At 72.3% G+C, this 22232-nt stretch carries 18 protein-coding genes and 1 pseudogene; 4 read left to right on the top strand and 15 right to left on the bottom strand.

The annotated features are described in order from the left end of the window. Positions 1-132: 132 nt before the first annotated feature. From ACFY2B_RS40135 to ACFY2B_RS40070, 14 genes are all read right to left on the bottom strand, one after another. Positions 133-1530 (bottom strand): SCO3242 family prenyltransferase, encoded by a 1398-nt coding sequence (locus tag ACFY2B_RS40135; RefSeq protein ID WP_390768002.1) that lies wholly within the window; start codon positions 1528-1530, stop codon positions 133-135. Then, positions 1524-2768: an inositol-3-phosphate synthase gene (locus tag ACFY2B_RS40130; RefSeq protein WP_390768001.1), complete on the bottom strand. Its 1245-nt coding sequence runs from the start codon at positions 2766-2768 to the stop codon at positions 1524-1526. Before ACFY2B_RS40130 ends, ACFY2B_RS40135 begins: the two co-directional genes overlap by 7 nt. Before the next feature lie 86 nt (positions 2769-2854). Further along, positions 2855-4183 carry a ThuA domain-containing protein gene (locus ACFY2B_RS40125; protein WP_390768000.1) on the bottom strand — a complete coding sequence of 443 codons (1329 nt, stop codon included), beginning with the start codon at positions 4181-4183 and terminating at the stop codon, positions 2855-2857. 12 nt (positions 4184-4195) lie between these two features. Further along, complete coding sequence (locus tag ACFY2B_RS40120) at positions 4196-6697, bottom strand: PQQ-dependent sugar dehydrogenase (protein WP_390767999.1); 2502 nt, start codon at positions 6695-6697, stop codon at positions 4196-4198. 107 nt (positions 6698-6804) lie between these two features. Further along, the gene (locus tag ACFY2B_RS40115) at positions 6805-7803 is read right to left on the bottom strand and encodes a sugar phosphate isomerase/epimerase family protein (RefSeq protein WP_390767998.1); all 999 of its coding nucleotides are present in this window, start codon (positions 7801-7803) and stop codon (positions 6805-6807) included. Positions 7804-7814: 11 nt separating this feature from the next. Next, a complete protein-coding gene (locus tag ACFY2B_RS40110; RefSeq protein ID WP_390768016.1) occupies positions 7815-9023 on the bottom strand; it encodes a Gfo/Idh/MocA family protein in 1209 nt (402 codons plus the stop codon). 60 nt (positions 9024-9083) lie between these two features. Next, positions 9084-10124 carry a substrate-binding domain-containing protein gene (locus ACFY2B_RS40105; protein ID WP_390767997.1) on the bottom strand — a complete coding sequence of 347 codons (1041 nt, stop codon included), beginning with the start codon at positions 10122-10124 and terminating at the stop codon, positions 9084-9086. Positions 10125-10141: 17 nt separating this feature from the next. Then, positions 10142-11161: an ABC transporter permease gene (locus ACFY2B_RS40100; RefSeq protein ID WP_390767996.1), complete on the bottom strand. Its 1020-nt coding sequence runs from the start codon at positions 11159-11161 to the stop codon at positions 10142-10144. Continuing rightward, complete coding sequence (locus ACFY2B_RS40095; RefSeq protein ID WP_390767995.1) at positions 11158-12675, bottom strand: sugar ABC transporter ATP-binding protein; 1518 nt, start codon at positions 12673-12675, stop codon at positions 11158-11160. The genes ACFY2B_RS40100 and ACFY2B_RS40095 overlap by 4 nt, the downstream gene beginning before the upstream one ends. Positions 12676-12797: 122 nt before the next feature. Further along, positions 12798-13979 (bottom strand): ROK family protein, encoded by a 1182-nt coding sequence (locus tag ACFY2B_RS40090; protein WP_390767994.1) that lies wholly within the window; start codon positions 13977-13979, stop codon positions 12798-12800. 518 nt (positions 13980-14497) lie between these two features. After that, positions 14498-15175: a GntR family transcriptional regulator gene (locus tag ACFY2B_RS40085; protein WP_390767993.1), complete on the bottom strand. Its 678-nt coding sequence runs from the start codon at positions 15173-15175 to the stop codon at positions 14498-14500. Between the two features lie 178 nt (positions 15176-15353). Beyond that, on the bottom strand, positions 15354-16301 hold the full coding sequence (locus tag ACFY2B_RS40080) for a beta-ketoacyl-ACP synthase III (RefSeq protein ID WP_390767992.1): 948 nt from the start codon (positions 16299-16301) through the stop codon (positions 15354-15356). A 133-nt stretch (positions 16302-16434) separates the two neighbouring features. After that, positions 16435-16563, bottom strand: a complete 129-nt coding sequence (locus ACFY2B_RS40075) for a hypothetical protein (RefSeq protein WP_390767991.1) — start codon at positions 16561-16563, stop codon at positions 16435-16437. Next, positions 16538-17869, bottom strand: a complete 1332-nt coding sequence (locus ACFY2B_RS40070; protein ID WP_390767990.1) for an OFA family MFS transporter — start codon at positions 17867-17869, stop codon at positions 16538-16540. The genes ACFY2B_RS40075 and ACFY2B_RS40070 overlap by 26 nt, the downstream gene beginning before the upstream one ends. A gap of 202 nt (positions 17870-18071) precedes the next feature. Here ACFY2B_RS40070 and ACFY2B_RS40065 point away from each other — a divergent pair, with 202 nt between their 5' ends. From ACFY2B_RS40065 to fdhD, 3 genes and pseudogenes are all read left to right on the top strand, one after another. Continuing rightward, positions 18072-19043 carry a 2-dehydropantoate 2-reductase gene (locus ACFY2B_RS40065; RefSeq protein ID WP_390767989.1) on the top strand — a complete coding sequence of 324 codons (972 nt, stop codon included), beginning with the start codon at positions 18072-18074 and terminating at the stop codon, positions 19041-19043. Positions 19044-19101: 58 nt separating this feature from the next. Further along, a pseudogene (locus ACFY2B_RS40060) lies at positions 19102-19328 on the top strand (hypothetical protein); the annotation flags it as partial. Between the two features lie 4 nt (positions 19329-19332). Continuing rightward, positions 19333-20220: a formate dehydrogenase accessory sulfurtransferase FdhD gene (gene fdhD / locus ACFY2B_RS40055; protein ID WP_390767988.1), complete on the top strand. Its 888-nt coding sequence runs from the start codon at positions 19333-19335 to the stop codon at positions 20218-20220. Positions 20221-20309: 89 nt separating this feature from the next. Here the strand turns inward: fdhD and ACFY2B_RS40050 are convergent, their stop codons facing one another. Beyond that, complete coding sequence (locus ACFY2B_RS40050) at positions 20310-21122, bottom strand: LysR family transcriptional regulator (RefSeq protein WP_390767987.1); 813 nt, start codon at positions 21120-21122, stop codon at positions 20310-20312. Between the two features lie 129 nt (positions 21123-21251). Here ACFY2B_RS40050 and ACFY2B_RS40045 point away from each other — a divergent pair, with 129 nt between their 5' ends. After that, positions 21252-21971: an SDR family oxidoreductase gene (locus ACFY2B_RS40045; protein ID WP_390767986.1), complete on the top strand. Its 720-nt coding sequence runs from the start codon at positions 21252-21254 to the stop codon at positions 21969-21971. Positions 21972-22232 lie beyond the last annotated feature (261 nt).

Below are 22232 nucleotides of genomic sequence, written 5' to 3'. Positions count from 1 at the left end.
GACCCGCGGTGAGAGCTGAGCGCTCCGGTCGACGCGCCGTGGAGACATCGCCCCGGGGCACGTCGTAGCTGGGTGTGCGGTTCACCGCGGCCCTGTGGGGGTGGAGATCGCTCGGGTCGGTGGGTCGGGGGCTCATGTGACGCTCACCTTCTTCGCGAACCGGCGGGCGAGCGGTGCGAGGGTCGCGGTCAGCAGTGCGCCGAACGGGGCACCGGCGCGGGCGCAGAGTGCGGCCTGGAGGGGGATGGTCGCGCGGATGCCCCCGCCGACGGCTCGCTGGGTGAGCTGGGGAGACGGATTGAGCGCGGCGTGGAAGTAGGGCCGGCCGGCCGTGACGGCGTAGGCGGTGCCCAGGGCGGCCCGCAGCACCTCGGACACGGCGCCGGTGGCGCGGCCGGACGTCGGTGGGGAGGTGCCCGGCGGGCCGGGGGTGGCTGCAACACCCCGGCCCGCCGGACGGCGGGGGAAGCCTGGTTCTCGGGGACCGCCGAGGACCGTGGCGTCGGGCGCGAGCGGTGGGGGCACCAGGGCGGCTGCCGCGCCCACGGCCGCCCGAAGGCGCGGCACGGCACGCTCTCGACCGCCGCCGACGGCCACGTCGGCGGCGGTCGGCGGGGGCCCGGAGGCGGCCGGACCTGGCCGTGGCCGGGTCAGCGGCAGCGCGAGGGCGACGGTGGTGGCCAGTGCCGCCAGCGGGGCCAGAGGTGAGCCGCCGGTCGTCTCGCGCCGGGACACCGCCGTGACCGCCAGGGTGTGGCTGCTCAGCAGTGCGGCGGAAGGCAGCGCGCCACGGACCGCGTCCGGGGTGGCGCGGGTGGCCGCCGCGCCGAGCAGCAGGTCGAGGCCGCGGGCCGCCGCCATCGCCGCGGGGCCCGCCGGGGTGCGTTTGAGGACCAGGTCGTACGCCCACACGGTGGCCGCGAGCGAGGTGGCGACGGCGAGTGCGGGCCGCCCGGCGCGGGCGGCCAGGGCGAGGCCCGCCGCGGTGGCGGCGCCGGCCGCCGCGAGGGCCGCCGACGGCCTGATACGGCCGGACGGCAGGGGGCGGTGTGGGCGTTCGAGGGCGTCCTCGTCGCGGTCGGCCCAGTCGTTGAGGGCCATGCCCGCCTCGTACAGGCACAGCGAGGAGCCGATGGCCAGCAGGGTGCGGGGACCGGGGCGCGCCGACACCGCGGCGGCACCGGCCAGGGCGTCACCGGGCACGGTGAACAGCGCGGGCAGCCGCAGCAGTTCGGCCCAGGCCCGCAGGGGTGAGCCGGAGGGACCGGGCCGGGCAGGCCGACCGGCGGGCTGCTGCCGAGGCCGGTCCGGGCGGGGTTCGGCGGTGTCGTCGCCCGGGTGGGGCCGGGAGCCGAGTACCCGTCCGGTCCGCTCCGGGCGGCCCTCGTCGGCCCCGGCCATCCGGGGCGTCCCGAGGTGCCGCGCGCCCCCGCCGGCCACGGACGGGACCGGCGGCCCGCCGGCCCGGCCCCGCTCGACCGACCGCCCCGTCCCGGCGAACCGGCGGAACATCGCCAGATTCCTCAGCATCCCCGCCCCTCCACATCCGCCACGTCCGCCGCGGCCCCCGCGGCCGTCACGCCCTCGGCGGCCTGCATGTCCACCTCGGCCGCACCGTCCACCGCGACCTCCACGGCCTCCGCGGCCCGCGCGCCCTCCCGCAGCCGCTGAGCGAAGCCGGTCAGGGCCGTGTACTGGTCGCCGAGGGCCGACGGGGCGTCGCCCAGTGGGTCCTTGAAGTAGAAGGCGAGGTCGGTCAGGGGACCGGTGTGGCCCTGCTCGTGGGCGCGGAGCGTCAGGCGGGCGAGGTCGAGAACCAGGGGGGCGGCCAGCGCCGAGTCGCAGCCCTGCCAGACGGTCTGAAGGATCATGCGGGTGCCGAGGAAACCGTCGAAGGCGACGTGGTCCCAGGCGGTCTTCCAGTCGCCGAGGGCCGGTACGTCGTCGATGTGCACCTCGCCCTGCGGGGTGCCGCCCAGTGTGTCGGCGAGGACCCGTTCCTTGCCGGCGTTCTTGGCGGCGGCCGCCGCCGGGTCGGCCAGGGCGGCGCCGTCGCCGCCGCCCAGCAGGTTGGTGCCGGACCAGGCGCGTACCGCCAGCGCCCGCTGCGCGAACATCGGTCCGAGGACCGAACGCAGCAGGGTCTGGCCGGTCTTGCCGTCCCGGCCCGCGTACGGCAGTCCGCTGTCCGCGGCCGCCTCGGCCAGGGCCGGATGGTGCAGTCCGGTCGACGGGGTGAAGTTCACATAGGGGCAGCCCGCCCGCAGGGCCGCCGCCGCATACAGCGAGCTGGGCGGCAGCGCGTCCCCGGCGGCGACGGGCTCGGTGGACGCCACGTTCACCACGACGGCTCGGGCCAGTCGGTTGCGTCGTACGAAGTCGGCGATGTCCGCGGCGAAGGCGGCGATCACCTCCGTGGCGTCCCGGGTGTCTCCCGGGGCCGGGCCGCCGGGCCTGATCTCGGCGTCGGCGGCGGCGAGTTCGCCCGTGACGGCGGCGGGCAGCCCGTGCGGCAGGACGCCGCCGGCCGCCAGTTGCTCGGCCCGCTTGGGCAGCGGACAGCCGGTCACGTCGTGCCCGCCGAACACCAGCGAGGCGAGCGGTGGCAGGCCGCAGTCGGTGAACAGGGGTGTCTCGGTGACCATTCCGGTGGGCGGGTGCAGTCCGGCCGCCACGGCGGCGCAGCCCGCGACCACGGTGGTGGCGACGGAACCCCGGGCGCCGATCAGCCAGATTCCCATACGGTTTCGGGGAAGGGACGCGGACATGGGCAGCCTCCTTGTCGTGCGCTGACCCCGGCTATGACGGGACGAAGACGGCGGGCGGGGGTCCGGCGTCCCCCGCCCGCCGCCGCTCACCTGCCCTTGACGGGCAGTTCCTTGATCCGGATGTCGCGGAAGGACACCTGGTCGTCGGCACCGTGGTTCTGGATGCCGACATGTCCGTCGCGCAGGCTCCGGGCCGGATCGGTGTTGGTGAAATCGTTGATCCTCACGCCGTTGAGCCAGATGCGGAGGCGCTCGCCCTCCACCCGGATCTCGTACGTGTTCCACTCCCCCGGCGGGTTCAGCGCCCGGTCGCGCTTCTTCAGGTCGGCGGACTGGAAGCCGTAGACGGACCCGGTGGTCTTCTCGGGCACGTCGGTGGCGTCGATCTGGATCTCGTATCCGTTGTTCACGGCCGACCACGGGTCGTCCGAGGGCGGGAAGCCCACGAACACGCCCGAGTTGTCGTCGCCGTCCATCTTCCAGTCGAGCTTCAGGGAGTACGACCCGAAGCTCTGCCCGGCGTACCAGAGCATGCCCATGCCACCCGTGGAGGTCAGCGTGCCGTCCTCGGACAGGGTGAAGGAGCCCGGGCCGGCCTGGCTCCAGCCGTCCAGGCCGGTGCCGTCGAAGATCGGCCGGTAGCCGTTCTCCGGGCGGCAGTCGGCCTGGGCGTCACCGACGGCCCAGCGGATCCCGCCCAGCAGATGCTGCCGGAACGCGGGGTCGGCGTAGGACTCCTTGGTGTGGCCGCCCCCGGTGTAGAAGGCACGGCCGCCCTGGTAGTCCTGGCACCAGGCGATCGGGTGATCGCCGTTCATGGTGCCGCCGGTGTACGACGCCTCGTCGAGCGAGGCGAGGACATGGGCGCGTTCGCGCGGGTTGGAGCGGTAGTTGTACCACTCGTCCGTGCGGTCCCAGGTGTGCGCCAGGTCCGAGGTCGCCGGGTGACCGCGGTCCTCCACGTTCACCGTGGCCGGCTGGATCGCCGGGTGCGACTGGAAGTAGGCGCCGGCCAGGCCGCCGTAGAACGCCCAGTCGTACTCGGTGTCGGCGGCGGCGTGGACGCCCACGTAGGCGCCCCCGTCGCGGATGTAGCCTTCGAAGGCCCGCTGCTGGGCGTCGTCGAGGACGTCGCCCGTCGTGGACATGAAGACGACGGCGGCGTAGCGCCGCAGGTTCTTCCCGGTGAAGGCACCGGCGTCCTCCGTGGCGTCGACGGCGAAGCCGCCGCTCGCGCCGAGTTCCCTGACCGTCGCGATCCCTTCGGGGATCGAGTCGTGCCGGAATCCGGCCGTCTTGGAGAAGACCAGTACCCGCTTGCTCTCCGCCGGGTGCGACGAGGCGGGTCCCGCCACGCAGCCGAGGAGCAGGGCCGCTCCGAGGGCGGCGGTCGTCAGTCTGCCGGTCGCGCGCATCACGGCCTCCTCTCAGCTCGTGGTGAAGACGAAGTCGTCGACGTCGAACAGGGCGCCGTTGCCGGTGCTGCCCTTGAAGACCAGGTAGAGCGTGGTGGTGGCCTTCGGTGCGCGTGCCAGGTCGGCGCTGACGTCCTGGAAGGTCTCCCAGCCGCCGGTCACCGGCACAGTGGCCTTGCCGAGGAGCTTGCCCTTCGGGGAGCCGGCACGGACCTCAAGGGTGCCGCCCGCGCCGCCCGAGGACACCCGGGCCGTGATCTGCTGGGCGTTGCCGAGCGCGTACGGCGTGAAGGCGATCCAGTCGCCGTTGTCGATGTCACCGACCGTCTTGCCGCCGTGCGCGCTCGCCTTGCTGATCTGCGAGATGCCCGAGGAGTCGCTGTAGTGCTCGGCCTGGCGGTGGCGCGGCTGGGCGACGTTGCGGTCGTGCGTGGTGAGCGGGGCCTGGCCGCCGCCCCCGTTGTCCGTGTACTGGGCGTCGAACACGCCGAAGATGTTGGCGTTCTCGTCGTGTCCGCCGTCCGCGCTGGTCTGGATGGTGCCGGAGCAGCCGGTCGCGGAGGTCAGCGGGTGGCCGTGGGTGTCGTGGCCGAGGACGAAGTTGACCGTGACCTTGGAGCAGTCGATGGCCGTGCCGTCCTCGGGGTCGGTGACCTTCACCTTGAACGGGACGGCGTCACCGAAGCTGAACAGCCGGCCGTCCTGCGGGAGTTCCAGGGTGACGGTGGGCGCGGTGTTGCCGACGACGACCTGCGCGCCGGCGCTGCCGGTGCGCCCGCCCGGGTCCTTCGCGGTGAGCGTGGCGGTGTAGGTGCCGTTCTTCTTGTAGGTGTGGCTGGGGTTGGCGCCGGTCGAGGTGGTGCCGTCGCCGAAGTCCCAGCTGTAGGTGAGCGCGTCGCCGTCCTGGTCGCTGGTGCCGGCCGAGGAGAAGGAGACCTTCAGCGGTGCCTGTCCCGAGGTGCGGTCGGCCGCGGCCTGGGCGACCGGCGAGTGGCCGTCGGTGGCGTTCTCGATGCGGTACAGGGCCGAGTTGTCGTCGCCGCCGAACCAGGACAGCCCGTAGTCGAGGACGTACAGCGCCCCGTCCGGGCCGAAGGCCATGTCCATCACCTGGGTACCGGTCCAGGGCACGGGGTTGATGGACTGCACGGCGCCGTTCGCGTCGCTGGTGATGCGCTTGATCCAGCGGCGGCCGAACTCACCGGCGAAGAAGTCGCCGTCGTATGCCTGCGGGAACTTCACGGGCGAGTCGAGCGCGGGGTCGTAGTGGTAGACCGGTCCGCCCATGGGGGATTCGGAGCCGTCGCCGAACTCGGGCACGGACGGGCCGTCGTAGGGGATCCAGGCGGCCTGGGCCGGCGGCAGGTCGGTCAGGCCGGTGTTGTGCGGCGAGGTGTTCTTCGGTGCGGCGCAGTCGAAGGCGGCGCCGGACGTCTTGGTGGCGAAGTCGTAGTCCTTGTACGCCTGGTTGTCGCCGATGCACAGCGGCCAGCCGAAGTTGCCGGGGCCGGTGACCCGGTCGAACTCGACCTGTCCCGAGGGGCCGCGGTCCGGGTTGGCGGAGCCGGCGTCGGGTCCGTAGTCACCGACGTAGAGGATGCCGGTTTCCTTGTCGACGCTGAAGCGGAACGGGTTGCGGAAGCCCATCGCGTAGATCTCGGGCCGCGTCTTGGGCGTGCCCGGCGCGAAGAGGTTGCCGTCGGGTATGGCGTACGAGCCGTCGGCGTTCACCTTGATGCGCAGGATCTTGCCGCGCAGGTCGTTGGTGTTGCCGGCGGAGCGGCGGGCGTCGAAGGCCGGGTTGCGGTCGGACCGCTCGTCGATGGGCGAGTAGCCGTCCGACTGGAAGGGGTTGGTGTCGTCGCCGGTCGACAGGTAGAGGTTGCCGTCCTTGTCGAAGTCGATGTCACCGCCGACGTGACAGCAGATGCCGCGGGAGGTCTTGACGTCGAGGATCTGCTTCTCGCTGGCCTTGTCCAGCGTGCCGTCCGCGCCCAGGACGAACCGGGAGAGCCGGTTGACGCCGTCGAAGGGGGCGAAGTCGGCGGCGGTGCCGGTCTCCGGGGCGTCGCCCGCCGGGGTGTCCAGCGGGGGCGCGTAGTAGAGGTAGACGAAGTGGTTGTCGGTGAAGCCGGGGTCGACGCCGACGCCCTGGAGGCCCTCCTCGTCGTGCGAGTAGACGTCCAGCTTGCCCGCGACCTTGGTGTTGCCGGCGGCGTCGGTCAGCCGCAGCGTGCCGTCGCGCGAGGTGTGCAGGACGGAGCGGTCCGGCAGGACGGCGAGCGACATGGGCTCGCCGACCTCCGCCGCCCCCTTGGCCAGGGTGACCTGCTGGAAGTCCTCGGCCGCCGCGGCTGACGGGTCGGCGACGGCTGCGCCGGCCTGGGGGGCGGTGAGACTCAGGGTGGCGCCCGCGAGCAGGGCCCCGCTGAGCAGGGCCACCGCCTTGCGGAATCGGCGTCGTCCGGGGGTCTCGTTTCTGCGGGTGCGGGTGGTGCGGTCGTTCCCGTGCACGAATGCCTCCAAGAAGGGGCCGGTTGTACGGGGCGGGTGCGGTGCGCCGGGATGCGCCGTCATCCCGGAGAGCGGAAGAGGGGTTCGGTGGGTGGCCGCGTCGGGCCTCAGTTGCCGAACGCGGCGTCGAAGGAGGCCGTCGGCGGTTCGAAGTCGAACGCCTTGAGCCGGGTCAGTGCCTCGGGGGCGCCCTGGAGCCGGTCCATGCCGGCGTCCTCCCATTCGACGGAGACGGGTCCCTGGTAGTCGATGGAGCGCAGCATCCTGAAGACGTCCTCCCAGGGGACGTCGCCATGCCCGGCGGAGACGAAGTCCCAGCCGCGGCGCGGGTCGCCCCAGGGCAGGTGGGAGCCGAGGCGGCCGTTGCGGCCGTCGAGGCGCTTGCGGGCCTCCTTGCAGTCGACGTGGTAGATCCGGTCGCGGAAGTCCCACAGGAAGCCGACCGGGTCGAGGTCCTGCCAGACGAAGTGGGAGGGGTCGAAGTTGAGGCCGAAGGCGGGCCGGTGGTCGACGGCCGCCAGGGCGCGCTGGGTGGTCCAGTAGTCGTAGGCGATCTCGCTGGGGTGGACCTCGTGCGCGAAGCGGACGCCCTCCGCGTCGAAGACGTCGAGGATGGGGTTCCAGCGGTCGGCGAAGTCCTGGTAGCCGCGTTCGATCATCGCCTCGGGCGCGGGCGGGAACATGGCGACCAGGTGCCAGATGGCGGAGCCGGTGAAGCCGATGACGGTGTCGACGCCGAGGGCCGCGGCGGCGCGCGCGGTGTCGGCGATCTCGGTGGCGGCCCGGCGGCGTACGCCCTCCGGCTCGCCGTCGCCCCAGATCCGGGCGGGCAGGATCGCCTCGTGCCGCTCGTCGATGATGGCGTCGCAGACGGCCTGTCCGACCAGGTGGTTGGAGACGGCCCAGCACTTGAGGCCGTACTTGTCGAGGAGCTGGTGGCGGGAGGCGACGTAGCCGGGGTCGGTGAGCGCCTTGTCGACCTCGAAGTGGTCGCCCCAGCAGGCGAGTTCGAGGCCGTCGTAGCCGAAGTCGCGGGCGAGCCGGCAGACCTCCTCCAGGGGGAGGTCGGCCCACTGTCCGGTGAAGAGGGTGAAGTTGCGGGGCATTGCGAGACTCCTCAGACCGCGATGGGGGTGTAGACGGCGTTCTTCTCGGCGCTCTCCTCCACCGCGGCGAGCACGCGCTGGATCTGGAGTCCGTCGGCGAAGGAGGGTTCGGGGGCGCTGCCCTCGGCGATGGCGTGCACCAGGTCGCGGGCCTGGTGGACGAAGCTGTGCTCGTAGCCGAGGCCGTGGCCCGGGGGCCACCAGCCCTCCAGGTAGGGGTGGTCGGGTTCGGTGACGAGGATGCGGCGGAAGCCGGCGTGGTTGCCCGGTTCGGTGCCGTCGAAGTACGACAGTTCGTTGAGCCGTTCCAGGTCGAAGGCGAGTGAGCCGCGCGCGCCGTTGAGTTCGATGCGCAGGGCGTTCTTGCGGCCGGTCGCGTAGCGGGTGGCTTCGAAGGAGGCCAGGGCGCCGGAGGCGAAGCGGCCGGTGAACACGGCGGCGTCGTCGACGGTGACCTCTCCGGTGCCGGTGGCCGACACGGCGGTCAGGCCGCTCGTGGCGCCGCCGGGCCGGGGCCGCTGCCGTACGAAGGTCTCGGTGAGCGCGGAGACCCCGGCGAGGCGTTCGCCCGCCAGGTACTGGGCGAGGTCGATGATGTGCGCGCCGAGGTCGCCGAGCGAGCCGGAGCCCGCCGCTTCCTTGCGCAGCCGCCAGGTGAGCGGGAACTCGGGGTCGATCAGCCAGTCCTGGAGGTAGACGACCCGGACGTGCCGCAGGGTGCCGATCCGGTCCTCGGCGACCATCCGCCGGGCGAGCGCCGTGGCGGGCAGCCGCCGGTAGTTGAAGCCGACCATCGCCACCTGGCCGCGCGCCTCGGCCTCCTCGGCCGCGCGGGCCATCGCGGTGGCCTCTTCGACGGTGTTGGCGAGGGGCTTCTCGCACAGTACGTGCTTGCCCGCGGCCAGGGCGGCGAGCGCGATCTCGGCGTGGCTGTCGCCCGGGGTGCAGATGTCGACGAGGTCGACGTCGTCCCGGGCGATCAGCGCGCGCCAGTCGGTCTCGGCCGCGGCCCAGCCGTGCCGGTCGGCCGCCGCCCGGACCGCGGCGCCGTCCCGGCCGCAGATCGCGGCGAGGACCGGCCGTCGGGGCAGGTCGAAGACACGGCCCGCGGTGCGCCAGCCCTGGGAGTGGGCGGCGCCCATGAAGGCGTATCCGACCATGCCGACGCGGATCGGTGGCTGCTCCGCCTCCGGCCCGTCCGGTTGCTGCGGCTGTCCCATAAGGAAGTCCTCCTCGTCCTCGTTCATGTCTGTGCCGTGGGGGGTGCGGGGCGGGACCCGTCAGCGGAACCCCGTGGACATGTACTGGTCGACGTTGTCCTTGTCGACGACGGCCGAGTACAGCGTGATCGACGACGGGATCTCGTACTCGGCGAGGCCGCCGATGCCCTTGCTCTGGCCGAGGGCGCGCGCCAGGTCGATCGCCGAGGCGGCCATGGTCGGCGGATAGAGAACGCTTGCTTTCATCACGCCATTGTCTTGTTTGATCGCCTGGAAGGCAGAGAGGGCCCCCGCACCGCCGACCATCATGAACTCGTCGCGTCCGGCCTGTTCGATGGCGCGCAGCGCGCCCACGCCCTGGTCGTCGTCGTGGTTCCACACGGCGTCGATCTTGGACTGGGCCTGGAGCAGCTGGGACATCTTGGCCTGTCCCGACTCGACGGTGAAGTCGGCGGCCTGCCGGGCGACCTTCTTCAGGTTCGGGTAGTTCTTGAGCGCGTCGTCGAAGCCCTGGGTGCGCTGCTTGGTCAGCTCCAGGTTGTCGATCCCGGCCAGTTCGACGACGCGAGCGTCCGTCTTGCCCTTCAGCTTCTCGCCGATGTACGTGCCGGCGTTGAAGCCCATGCCGTAGTTGTCGCCGCCGACCCAGCAGCGGTACGCCTGCGGGGTGTTGAAGATCCGGTCCAGGTTGATCACCGGGATGCCCGCGCGCATCGCCTTCAGGCCGACCTGGGTGAGGGCCTTGCCGTCGGCGGGCAGGATCACCAGGACGTCGACCTTCTTGTTGATCAGGGTCTCGATCTGGCCGATCTGCGCGGCGGTGTCGTTGGAGCCCTCGGTGATCTCCAGGGTGACGTCCGAGTACTTCTCGGCGCGGCTCTTGGCGTTGTCGTTGATCGCGTTGAGCCAGCCGTGGTCGGCCTGCGGACCGGCGAACCCGACGGTGACCTGCTTGCCGGGCTTGTCGTCGGCGGCCGGCTGAGAACTGGCGGCCGGCTGCTCGTCCTTGCTCTCGTTGCTCGTGCAAGCGGTGAGCAGGGCACCGGCGGAGACCGCGGCGGTCCCGAACAGCAGCCCTCTGCGACTGGTGAGGTGTGACATGGCGGTGATCCCCTTCGTCAGGTCGTGCTCGCGGTACGGCGCTGGACCAGCACGGCGGCGACGATGATCGCGCCCTTGGCGATCTGCTGGACGTCGCTCTGCAGGTTGTTCAGGGCGAAGATGTTGGTGATCGTGGTGAAGATCAGGACACCGAGGACGGAGCCGGTGATGGTGCCGCGGCCCCCACTGAGCAGGGTTCCACCGATGATCGCGGCGGCGATGGCGTCGAGTTCGTACAGGTTGCCGTTGGTGTTCTGGCCCGAGCCGGACAGGATGATCAGCAGGAAGGCGGCGATGCCGCAGCACAGCCCGGACAGCAGGTAGAGGTACAGCCGCTGGCGGCGTACGTCGATGCCGGCGAGCCGGGCGGCCTCCGCGTTGCCGCCGACGGCGACCGTGCGGCGGCCGAAGGTGGTGCGGTTGAGCACGAACCAGCCGATGATCGTCACGACCGCGAAGACCAGGACGAGCGGCGGGATGCCGAGCACATAGGAGTCGCGCTCGCCGAGCTTGAGGATGCCGTCGACCGAGACGATCTGCGTCTTGCCGTCGGTGATCTGCAGGGCCAGACCGCGGGCCGAGGCCAGCATGGCGAGGGTGGCGATGAACGGGACCATGCTGCCGTAGGCGATGAGCACGCCGTTGACGAGTCCGCAGCCCACGCCGACGATCACCGCGGTGAACAGGATGCCCGCGAAACCGAAGTCCTGGGTGGCGACCGTGGTCGCCCAGACCGAGGCGAGGGCGACGATCGCGCCGACCGACAGGTCGATGCCGCCGGAGGTGATGACGAAGGTCATGCCGACGGTGACGACACCGATCACCGACGCCTGGGTGAGGACGAGTTGCAGGTTGCGGGTGTCGAGGAACTCGTCCGGCTTGGTGATGCCGCCGACCACGACGAGCGCGAGCAGCACACCGAGCAGCGAGAGGGTGCGGACGTCGGCGCGGGCCACGAGGGAGCGCCAGGCGGGGCTGGGGCCGGCCGGCTGCACCTTGCCGGTGCTGCTCCGCGGCGGGGAGGCATGCTGCGTCATGACGCCGGGCTTCCTTCCATGACGAGGTCGAGTACGCGGTGTTCGTCCAGTTCGCGGGCGGGTGCCTCGTGTACGACGTGGCCCTCGCGCAGCACCAGCACGCGGTCGGCGAGGCCCAGTACTTCGGGGACCTCGCTGGACACGAGCAGGACCGCGAGCCCTTCGTCGGCCAGCCGCCGCACGACCGCGTACAGCTCGGCGCGGGCGCCGACGTCGACGCCGCGGGTCGGCTCGTCGAGCAGCAGCACGCGGCAGCCGCGCAGCAGCCAGCGGGCCAGAACGGCCTTCTGCTGGTTTCCGCCGGAGAGGGTGCGGACTGGTACGGAGGGGTTGTCGGGGCGCAGCGACAGCTCGCGGGTGGCCGCGCGGGCCGCGCCCAGTTCGGCGCGCCGGTCGAGCCAGCCGCCGCGGGAGAAGCGGGACAGGGTGGAGACGGACACGTTCCGGGTGACGGACTCCAGCATGAGCAGGGCCTGCGCCTTGCGTTCTTCGGGGGCGAGGCCGAGACCCGCGCGGACCGCCGCGGGCACGCTGCCGGGCCGCAGCGCCTTGCCGTCCACCAGGACCTGGCCGGAGCCGGGCTTGCGGGCGCCGTAGATCGTCTCCAGCACCTCGGAGCGGCCGGAGCCGACGAGTCCGGCGAGGCCGACGATCTCGCCGGCCCGGACGGTGAGGTCGAGCGGGGCGAACTCGCCCGGCCGGGACAGGCCCCGGACCTGGAGGACCGGGGCGCCGTCGGGCGCCGCGGCGGGCCGCTCGGGGAAGACGTACTCGACGTTGCGCCCCGTCATCAGCGCCACGACGTCCCGGGTGGGCGTGGTCTTCGCGGGCAGCCCGCCCGCGACCGCGCGCCCGTCCTTGAGGACCGTCACCCGGTCGCCGATGCGCCGGATCTCCTCCAGCCGGTGCGAGATGTAGACGACGGCCACACCGTCCGCGGTGAGCGAGGCGACGATGCGGAACAGGTTGTCGACCTCGTCCGGGTCGAGCGCGGCGGACGGTTCGTCCATGACGATGAGCCGTACGTCGTGGGAGAGCGCCCGGGCCATGGAGACGATCTGCTGCTGGGCTGCGGACAGTTCGCCGACGAGCCGGCCGGGGTCGACCTCCGGATGCCCGAGGCGCGCGAGGAGTTCGGCGGTCGACGCCCGCGCGGCCCTCCCCCGTACGACGAAGCCGGCGGCCGTGGGCTCATGGCCGAGGTGGACGTTCTCGGCCACCGACAGGTGCTCCACCAGGTCGAGTTCCTGGTAGATGGTGGCGATGCCGAGACGCATGGCGGCGCTGGGCGAGCGGAGCGTGACGTCCTCGCCGCGCCAGGTGATGGTGCCGCTGTCCGGCTGGTGGGCGCCCGCGAGGACCTTGATCAGGGTGGACTTGCCGGCCCCGTTCTGACCGAGCAGGCAGTGCACTTCACCGGCCTGGACATCGAGGTCGACGCCGTCGAGGGCCCGGACGCCGGGGAACGACTTGGTGATTCCGGACATGCTGAGCAGCGGTGGTTCTGGTGCCATGTGTGGTCCCCTCGGCGGGCGTGCGGAGCCTGAGTCAGGGTGAAGCCGCCTGGATGTCAGGCGTGGTGGCGCGGGGCAGGCAGAGCGGGCGCTGTACTGGTCGAGGCCGGGAAAGCGGTCGGCTATGCGGGCGAGAACAGGTGGTCGCTGATGAGGCGGGCCGCGCCGATGACGCCGGCGTTGTGGCCCAGCTCCCCGAGGACGATGGGCAGGTTGCCGGTGGCCAGCGGCAGTGACTGGCGGTAGACCTGGGTGCGGATCGCGGCGAGCAGGGTGTGGCCGAGGCCGGTCACCCCGCCGCCGATCACGACCAGGCCGGGGTTGAAGAACGAGACGAGTCCGGCGATGACCTGGCCGACGTGGTTGCCGCCCTCGCGGATCAGGGCGAGCGCCACGGTGTCGCCCGCGGCGGCAGCGGCGGAGACGTCGACGCCCGTGAGGGTGCCGTTCGCCGCGAGCCGCGCCGCCAGCTCCGTCGACCGGCCCTGCTGGGCGGCCTCCAGTGCGTCGCGGGCGAGTGCCGCACCGCTGAAGTGGGCTTCCAGACAGCCCCGGTTGCCGCAGGGGCACGGCCGGCCGTCGGGCACCGCCTGGATGTGTCCGATGTCGCCCGCGCTGCCCGTCACCCCGCGGTGGACCTCACCGCCGGCGACGATGCCGCAGCCGATACCGGTACCGATCTTGATGCAGAGGAAGTCGCCCACGGAGCGCGCGACGCCCGCGTGCCGCTCCCCCATCGCCATCAGGTTCACGTCGTTGTCGACCATGACCGGGCAGCCGAGTTCCTGACTGAGCGCCTCCCGTACCGGGAAGCCGTCCCAGCCGGGCATGATCGGCGGTGCGACCGGGACGCCCTCGGGAAAACGGACCGGTCCCGGCACGCCGATCCCGGCGCCGTCGAAACCCTCCGCGAGTCCGGAGGCACGCAGCTTCGCGGCCATGGCCAGGACCTGTTCGAAGACCGCTACGGGGCCCACGCGTACGTCCATGGGCTGGTTGAGGTGTCCCAGCACTTCCAGTTCGGCGTTGGTGACGGCGACGTCGACCGAGGTCGCGCCGATGTCGACGCCGAGGAAGCGGAGGTTCGGGGCGAGCCGGATGTTGTGGGACCGGCGTCCGCCGCGCGAGGCGGCGAGGCCGTCGGCGACCACGAGGCCGGTCTCCAGCAGGCGGTCCACCTCCACGGCCAGCTTGGACCGTGAGAGGTCTATCTGGTCGCCCAGTTGCGCACGGGAGTTGGGACCGCCGTCACGCAACAGCTTGAGCAGTCGGGCCTGATGGGCGTTCGCGGGTCGTGCGGTCATGCGTCTCACGTGCCCCTCCCCGCCTCAAATCGGCCATCCGGGTGTGTCTTTCGAGGGGAACGTAGCAGTCACCGCCGCACCTGGGAAGAAGCTGTGCATGGATTGGCGCTGACTTTTCCCACTCACAGGACAAAGCCGTGAGGGCCCCGGCTGTGAAAGGCGGCCCTCGGCCGACGCGGCGGCCGTCCCGGAACCGGACCGCCCGCACGTCGGCGCCGTCCTCGTGGCCGGGCATCCGCTCCTGCCGCGCGAACGGAATGCCGCCGCCGGAGCCGGGCGAAGGCGGGCATGCGTGGGCGTGGCGACGAACCCCGGCGGGTTCTGACTCCGGCTCTGACTCCGGCTCCGGCGGCGCTTTCGTCTTCGGCCCGCACGCGGCACCTGTGGGACGCCGAAAAGATCATCGTGTTGCGGGCCGCCGCCCCGTCCGCCGCTCCGGAAGGGCCGGGCGGGCGGGCCGTCGCCTCACACCCGGAGGTGGTTGCGCGGCCCGCGGCGCGGGCCCGCTCGTCCCGGGGTCAGGAAGTCGTGCGGTCGTGGTAGGAGTGGCGGGTGTGCTCGGTGTGCTCGCGCATCAGCTGCGTGGCGAGCTGTTCGTCGCGGTCGGCCACGGCGGCGATCATGGCGCGGTGCTCCACCCAGGACTGCCGGCCGCGCTGCCGGGCCACCGGCGTGTAGTACCAGCGCACCCTGCGGTCGACCTGCCCGGCCAGCTCGGCGAGGACCGCGTTGCCGGCCAGTTCCATGATCTTGGCGTGGAAGGCCGCGTTCAGGGCGACGGCGCCGTCCACGTCGTCGGCGGCGACCGCCTTCTCGCCCCGCGCGCACAGTTCGTTGAGCGCCTCGATCCCGGCGCTGCCCGCGTTCGCCGCGGCGAGCCGGGCCGCCTCGGCCTCCAGTAGCGTCCGCACGGTGAGCAGCTGATCGGCCTCTTCCTCCGTCGGCTCGTGCACGAAGGCGCCCTGGGCGGGCCGCAGGTCCACCCAGCCCTCGGTGTTGAGCCGTTGCAGCGCTTCGCGCACCGGCTGCCGGGAGACGCCCAGATGCCCGGCGAGTTCACTCTCGACCAGGTGCTGGCCGGGCTGCAACGCACGCGTGGTGATCAGTTCGAGCAGCGCCTCGTACACGCGGTCGCGCAGCGGGCCGGGCCGTTCGAGCTTGGGCACGGCACCCTGTGGCAGTCCGGTCGACAACATCGCGGTCCCCCTCCTGGGCAGGGCCGTGCACGGCGGACGAGATTCGTGCGCGCACTTCCGTCCAGTATCAATTGTCTTTCGTCTACAGTCTACGGCGCACGGGTGCCAGGGACGCGCACAGTCGCTCGCGTCACATCGAGCCGGTCCGGTCCGGCTCGCGACGCTGGTCGGGGACGCGTCAAGGACAGCGGACGACCTGCCCGGCGTACGACAGGTTGCCGCCGAAGCCGAACAGCAGGACCGGGTCGCCGCTGCGGACCTCGCCCCGTTCGATGAGCTTGGACAGGGCCAGCGGGATGCTGGCCGCCGAGGTGTTCCCGGACTCGGTGACGTCCCGGGCGATCACGGCACGCGCCGCGCCCAGCTTCTCGGCGAGGGGTTCGATGATGCGCAGGTTGGCCTGGTGCAGCACGACCGCGGCCAGGTCGGCGGGGGCGATGCCGGCCTTGTCGCAGGCACCTCGGGCGAGGGCGGGCAGCCGGGTGGTGGCCCAGCGGTAGACGCTCTGCCCCTCCTGGGCGAACCGCGGCGGGGTGCCCTCGATCCGTACCGCATGCCCCATCTCCGGCACCGAACCCCACAGCACGGGTCCGATCCCGGGCTCCGCCCCCGGTGCGCAGGGCTCGACGACCGCGGCCCCCGCCCCGTCGCCGACCAGGACGCAGGTGCTGCGGTCGGTCCAGTCGGCCACGGCGGACATCTTGTCGGCGCCGATGACCAGGGCCCGGCCCGCGGCGCCCGCGCGGACGGTGTGGTCGGCGGTGGCCAGGGCGTGGGTGAACCCGGCACACACGACGTTGACGTCCATCGCGGCGGGCCGCGGTATGCCGAGCCTGGCCGCGACCCGGGCGGCGGTGTTCGGGGAGCGGTCGATGGCGGTGGAGGTGGCGACCAGGACCAGATCGATGTCCCCGGGAGCGAGACCCGCCGCGGCGAGGGCCTTGGCGGCGGCGTGCGCGGCGAGTTCGTCGACCGGTTCGTCGGGCCCGGCGATGTGCCGCGTCCGGATCCCCACCCGGGACCGGATCCACTCGTCGCTGGTCTCGACCAGGTCCGCCAGCTCCTCATTGGTGAGGACCTTGGCGGGCTGGTAATGGCCGACGGCGGCGATGCGCGAGCCGATCAACTGGTCCCCCTCGTGGACGCGGGTGGCGGGAGGTCCCAGTGTGTTGGGTGACCCGCGGGTACGACGGCAGGTGAAGCCACAGGATTCGGGCGCCCGGGTTGTCGGCTTCCGTCAGCCCCGGGCGCCCCGGGCGTCACCCCGTGAACAGCTGGGTCGCCTTCTGGACCAGCTCGTACAGGCCGTAGACCAGGGGTGCGCCGACCCACACCCAGGCGAGGGCGATCAGGCCGCGCCGGTCAGGCGGGCTGTTCTCGTTGGACATCGGCGGCCTCCTTCGGCGCGGTGACGCGGTGGCGGGCGTGGACCGGGCGGACGAGTTCGTTGGCGACGAAACCGATCACCAACAGCCCGATCATGATGGTGAAGGACAGGCCGTACAGGGACGCGCCGTGTTTGCCGGCCGATTCCTGGCGGTCGGCGATCCAGTTGACGATCAGCGGGCCCAGCACGCCCGCGGTGGACCACGCGGTGAGCAGCCGGCCGTGGATGGCGCCCACCTGGTAGGTGCCGAACAGGTCCTTCAGATAGGCGGGGACGGTCGCGAAGCCGCCGCCGTAGAAGGAGAGGATCACCAGCGCGCACAGCACGAACAGCGGCTTGGCGGAGTCCCCGAACAGGGCGATCGTCAGGTACATCAGGGCGCCCACACCCAGGTAGACGCGGTAGATGTTCTTGCGTCCGATGAGGTCGGAGGTGGAGGACCAGCCGATGCGGCCCGCCATGTTGGCCGCCGACAGCAGGGCGACGAACCCGGCCGCCGCGGACGCCGAGACGGGTGTGCTGGAGTCCGCGAAGAAGTCCGTGATCATCGGCGCGGCCTTCTCCAGGATGCCGATGCCCGCGGTCACGTTGGTGCAGAGCACGATCCACAGGAACCAGAACTGCGGGGTGCGCAACGCGCTGCGGGCCGACACCTGCACCCCCTCGGCGGGGCTCGGTCCCTCGTCCGCCGTCGTGCGCTCCGCGGGGCGCGGCACCCGGACGAGGAACACGCCGAGCGCCATGAACACCGCGTACGACAGCCCGTGCACCAGGAACGCGAGCGCGATCCCGGAGTGGTCGGAGCCGAAGGACTCCAGCATCTGCGCCGACCAGGGTGAGGCGATCAGCGCGCCGCCGCCGAAGCCCATGATGGCGATGCCGGTGGCCATGCCGGGCCGGTCCGGGAACCACTTCATCAGGGTGGAGACGGGCGAGATGTAGCCGATGCCCAGGCCGATGCCGCCGACGAAGCCGTAGCCGAGGACGATCAGCCAGTACTGCTGGGTCCAGGCGCCCAGGGCGGAGATCAGGAAGCCCGAGGAGAAGCAGACGAGGGCCACGGTCATCGCCCAGCGCGGCCCGTTGCGCTCCACGAGGGTGCCGCCGAACGCGGCCGACAGGCCGAGCATCACGATCGCCAGCTGGAAGGGCAGCGCGCTCTGGGTGCCATCGAGGTTCAGCGCGGATTCAAGCGGTGGCTTGAAAACGCTCCAGGCGTATGCCTGGCCGATGGAGAGGTGGACGGAGAGTGCCGCGGGCGGAACGAGCCAGCGGCTCCATCCCCGCGGTGCGAGAGGGGGGCTCATGATCGCGCACGATAAGGAGGACACCCGGAAGTTGAGAAGGAGTCGGTCGACCGTATGCGATGAGCGGTATGCGACCTGCGCCGAACGGTCATCGCCCGTCCCCTTGCTGACCCTCCCTCCATACTGTAGACAATATTTCGTCGACAAGATTCACCCCACCCCCCACCTCCGCGGTATCCCTCAAACCGAACGGAGTGTTCCCGTGAAAGTCGCAGTTCTCGGCGCCGGAGCGATCGGCGCCTATGTCGGGGCGGCGCTCCATCGCGCCGGCGCCGATGTGCACCTCATCGCCCGTGGACCGAATCTCGCGGCCATGAGGCAGGACGGAGTCCGGGTGCTGAGCCCGCGCGGTGACTTCACCGCGCGGGCTCACGCCACCGACGACCCGGCCGACGTCGGCCCGGTCGACTTCGTCTTCCTGGGTCTGAAGGCCAATTCGTACGCGGCGTGCGGGCCGCTGATCGATCCGCTGCTGCACGAGCGGACGGCCGTGATCGCGGCCCAGAACGGCATCCCGTGGTGGTATTTCCACCGGCACGGCGGCCCCCACGACGGGCACCGGGTCGAGAGCGTGGACCCCGACGGCACGGTGAGTGCGGTACTCGCGCCCGAGCGGGCCATCGGCTGTGTCGTCTACGCCGCCACCGAACTCGAAGGCCCCGGAGTGGTGCGGCACTTGGAGGGCACCCGGTTCTCCGTCGGGGAGCCCGACCGCAGTGTCTCGCCACGCTGTCAGGACTTCAGCGAGGCGATGCGGGCCGGCGGTCTGAAGTGCCCGGTCGAGCCGGACCTGCGCAACGACATCTGGCTCAAGCTGCTCGGCAACATCTCCTTCAATCCGATCAGCGCCCTGGCCCGGGCCACGATGCGGCAGATGTGCCTGCACGGCGGCACCCGGCGGGTCATCGAGATCATGATGCAGGAGACCCTCTCCGTGGCCGAAGCCCTCGGCTGCGAGGTCGGGGTCTCCATCGAACGCCGGCTCGCGGGTGCGGAGCGCGTCGGCGACCACCGCACGTCCACGCTCCAGGACCTGGAGCGCGGCAAACCGCTCGAACTGGACGTGCTGCTCGCGGCCGTCGTCGAGCTGGCGGAGATCACCGACGTGGACGTGCCCACCCTGCGCACCGTGCACGCGATTTCGGACCTGCTGGCGCTGCGGAGCGCCGCGTGAGCGCACGGCTACCGAGCGCCTCCTCCCGGCCCGCCCACCCGCTCGTCCGCGACCGGCGCGACGGGCGGGCTGGGAGGAGGCGCCGCCCCGGGTCGCCGCGGGCCCGCCCGCGGCGACCCGGCCGAGGACCGTGTGCGCGTACTGCCGGGTAGGCCACGACGCCACCCCGCGCGTGCAGGACAATGAGGCCGTGAAGGTCACCTCGCCGTACGACGGCCGGTGATCCACGGGAACCTCCGCATCAAGGGCCGTCTCGGCCGCCAGCACGTACAGAACCGGGGCTGATCACATGGGACGAGTCACGGAACGACGCAAGGTGATCCGGATCCGCGAGGGAGCCGTCTCCACCCGGCCGGACACCCTGGTCGCCGAGGAACCGATGGAGATCAGGCTCAACGGCAGACCGCTCGCCATCACCATGCGCACACCCGGCGACGACTTCGCGCTGGCCGCCGGTTTCCTGGTGAGCGAGGGTGTGCTGGCCACCGCCGCCGACGTGCAGAACATCGTGTACTGCGCGGGCGCCACGGACGGGGGCGCCGACCCGTCCGCGGCAGGCCAGGGGCTCCGGGGCGGGTCCAACACCTACAACGTGGTGGACGTGAAGACCGCGCCGGGCGTCGTCCTGCCCGACATCACGTTGGAGCGGAACGTGTACACGACCTCCTCGTGCGGACTGTGCGGCAAGGCCAGCCTGGACGCGGTGCGTACGACGGCCCACTGGCCGATCGCCGACACTCCCCCGGTCCGGGTGGACCCCGACCTGCTCGCCTGCCTCCCCGACCGGCTGCGGGCGGCCCAGCGGGTGTTCGACCGGACCGGGGGTCTGCACGCCGCTGCCCTGTTCACCGAGGACGGGGAACTGCTGGACATACGGGAGGACGTGGGCCGGCACAACGCGGTCGACAAACTGGTCGGCCGGGCGTTGCAGGGCGGAACCCTGCCGCTGTCCCGCTCGATCCTGCTAGTCTCCGGCCGGGCCTCGTTCGAGCTGGCGCAGAAGGCCGTGATGGCGGGCATTCCGGTGCTCGCGGCGGTCTCGGCCCCGTCGTCGCTGGCGGTGGACCTGGCCGCCGAGACGGGTCTGACCCTCGTGGGTTTCCTGCGGGGCAGGTCCATGAACGTGTACGCGGGTGAGGCCCGGGTCGCTCTGCGGACCGCGGCCGCCAAGGGCTGACCGGTTCCCCGCGGCACGGCGGCGGGGCCCCCGGCGGGGAGCGCCCCCTGCGCCGGCGGGGCCCCGCCGCACCTGGACACCCGGCCGTCTCAGACCTGCCGCGCCACCCGGGCGAAGTCGGTGATCAGGGGCGCGCGACGGCTCGCCGCCCAGGCGAGGAACACGTGGTCCGGCTCGGCGTCACGCACGGGCACATAGGTGATGTCGGGGCGCGAGTACTGCTCGGCGACCGAGGTGGGCACGAGGGTGATGCCGGCGCCGCCCGCCACGCACTCGAACTTCTCCTCGACGGTGCGGATCGGCAGATCGCCGGGGAGCGGATCGGCGTAGCGCAGCCGGCGCTCGCCCGCCAGGTCGGCGAGGGCGAGGTCCTGCTTGCCGGCGAGCCGGTGGTGCGCGGGCAGCATCGCCACCTTCTCCTCCGTGTACAGCGGCACGAGGGTGAGCCCGCGCTCGTCGATCGGGCGGCGCACGTAGGCCAGGTCGACCGTCCCGTCCAGGATCAGCCGCTCCTGGTCGTCCCATTCGACGCGCCGAGCGTGCACCTCCACGTCGGGGTGGGCAGCGCCGAAGGCCCGCAGGGCGCGGGTGACCACCACCCCCGCCCGGAAGCCGACGACCAGCCGCCGCGGACCGCGCGCGGCCCTGCGCACCCGGCGCCGGGTGGCGTCCGCCGCGGCGAGCAACTGCCGTGCGTCGTCGAGGAACTGACGGCCCGCGGGAGTGAGGGTCACCCCGTGGCTGTCCCGTTCGAGGAGGGTGGCGTCCAGGTCCTTCTCCAAGGCCCGGACCTGGCGGCTCAGCACGGGCTGGGCGATGTGCAGGCTCTCGGCCGCCCGCCCGAAGTGCAGCTGCTCGGCGACGGCCGTGAAGTAGCGGACCTTCCGCAGGTCGAGGTCCATGTCCGTCCCTTCCGCCGATGCGGTGGCGATGCCTTCAGGGTATCGCCACGCCCGGAAGAGGTCTTGGACCACGAGGTGCCCGCGGGCGCAGGCTGGAACACATCGGACCGGCACGGAAGGAATGACGGGATGAGACTGCACGGACAGCGGGTCGTGGTCGTCGGGGGCACGTCGGGCATCGGCCTCGCGGTCGCGGAGGCCGCGGCCCGGGACGGGGCCGGCGTCGTGGTCGCCTCCCGGCGGCGGCAGAGCGTGGACAGCGCGCTGGAACGGCTGCCGCGCGGCACCGGGGGGCACGCCCTCGACGCCACGGACGAGACGGCGGTGCGCGCCTTCTTCGACCGGCTCGGTGCCTTCGACCACCTGGTCTACACCGCCGGGGAGGCACTGCTCATGGAGGGCCTGGCGGAGTCGGACCCGGCCCGGGCCAAGCGGTTCCTGGACACCCGGCTGTGGGGCGCGTACACGGCCGTCAAGTACGGCGCGCCCAAGATCCGCGAGGGCGGTTCCATCGTACTGACGACCGGGACCGCGGGACGCAGGCCGCTGCCGGGTACGAGCGTCGCCGCGAGCCTGTGCGGCGCTATGGAGTCGCTCACCCGGGCGCTGGCCCTGGAGCTGGCCCCGCTCCGGGTGAACGTGGTCTCCCCCGGCCTGGTGCGCACCGAACTGTGGCGGGAGATGTCCGAGGAGGACCGCACCGGTCTGTTCGAGGCCGGCGCCGCCTCGCTGCCCGTCGGCCGGGTGGGCACCCCGGAGGACGTGGCGGAGGCGTACCTGTATCTGATGCGCGGCGGGTACAGCACCGGCTCGGTGGTGGTCGTGGACGGGGGCGGACTGCTGGTCTGAGACCGGGTGGCACGCCGGACCGCCGGAGTCCGTCGACCCGTCGGCCCACTGGCCGCCGCCCGGACCGGTATCCGGTTCAACAGGTCCGCGCGCGGGCCGCGTTCGGCGGTCGGCGGCAGGGGCGACGGCGTGCGCCCGGCGCCCGCCCCCCGAATGGCCGCACCGTCTTGTGACCCGGTGCCGACGCCAACTAACGTCTGAGATGCGCACGTTGGACGTCGGATGTCCGAATGTCCCGATGCCCGTACGGCTCGACGCAGG

The organism is Streptomyces sp. NPDC001270, from assembly GCF_042896695.1.
Taxonomy (GTDB): Bacteria; Actinomycetota; Actinomycetes; order Streptomycetales; family Streptomycetaceae; genus Streptomyces.
Note: the sequence above shows the minus strand (reverse complement) of the source record. Positions and strands in the feature narration are given on the sequence as shown.

What these genes read in the sequence shown, in the direction of transcription:
- ACFY2B_RS40135 (WP_390768002.1), bottom strand. Translation starts at nt 1,530, where the DNA reads ATGCTGAGGAATCTGGCGATGTTCCGCCGGTTCGCCGGGACGGGGCGG.
- ACFY2B_RS40130 (WP_390768001.1), bottom strand. Translation starts at nt 2,768, where the DNA reads ATGTCCGCGTCCCTTCCCCGAAACCGTATGGGAATCTGGCTGATCGGC.
- ACFY2B_RS40125 (WP_390768000.1), bottom strand. Translation starts at nt 4,183, where the DNA reads ATGCGCGCGACCGGCAGACTGACGACCGCCGCCCTCGGAGCGGCCCTG.
- ACFY2B_RS40115 (WP_390767998.1), bottom strand. Translation starts at nt 7,803, where the DNA reads ATGCCCCGCAACTTCACCCTCTTCACCGGACAGTGGGCCGACCTCCCC.
- ACFY2B_RS40110 (WP_390768016.1), bottom strand. Translation starts at nt 9,023, where the DNA reads ATGGGACAGCCGCAGCAACCGGACGGGCCGGAGGCGGAGCAGCCACCG.
- ACFY2B_RS40105 (WP_390767997.1), bottom strand. Translation starts at nt 10,124, where the DNA reads ATGTCACACCTCACCAGTCGCAGAGGGCTGCTGTTCGGGACCGCCGCG.
- ACFY2B_RS40100 (WP_390767996.1), bottom strand. Translation starts at nt 11,161, where the DNA reads ATGACGCAGCATGCCTCCCCGCCGCGGAGCAGCACCGGCAAGGTGCAG.
- ACFY2B_RS40095 (WP_390767995.1), bottom strand. Translation starts at nt 12,675, where the DNA reads ATGGCACCAGAACCACCGCTGCTCAGCATGTCCGGAATCACCAAGTCG.
- ACFY2B_RS40090 (WP_390767994.1), bottom strand. Translation starts at nt 13,979, where the DNA reads ATGACCGCACGACCCGCGAACGCCCATCAGGCCCGACTGCTCAAGCTG.
- ACFY2B_RS40085 (WP_390767993.1), bottom strand. Translation starts at nt 15,175, where the DNA reads ATGTTGTCGACCGGACTGCCACAGGGTGCCGTGCCCAAGCTCGAACGG.
- ACFY2B_RS40075 (WP_390767991.1), bottom strand. Translation starts at nt 16,563, where the DNA reads ATGTCCAACGAGAACAGCCCGCCTGACCGGCGCGGCCTGATCGCCCTC.
- ACFY2B_RS40070 (WP_390767990.1), bottom strand. Translation starts at nt 17,869, where the DNA reads ATGAGCCCCCCTCTCGCACCGCGGGGATGGAGCCGCTGGCTCGTTCCG.
- fdhD (WP_390767988.1), top strand. Translation starts at nt 19,333, where the DNA reads ATGGGACGAGTCACGGAACGACGCAAGGTGATCCGGATCCGCGAGGGA.
- ACFY2B_RS40050 (WP_390767987.1), bottom strand. Translation starts at nt 21,122, where the DNA reads ATGGACCTCGACCTGCGGAAGGTCCGCTACTTCACGGCCGTCGCCGAG.
- ACFY2B_RS40045 (WP_390767986.1), top strand. Translation starts at nt 21,252, where the DNA reads ATGAGACTGCACGGACAGCGGGTCGTGGTCGTCGGGGGCACGTCGGGC.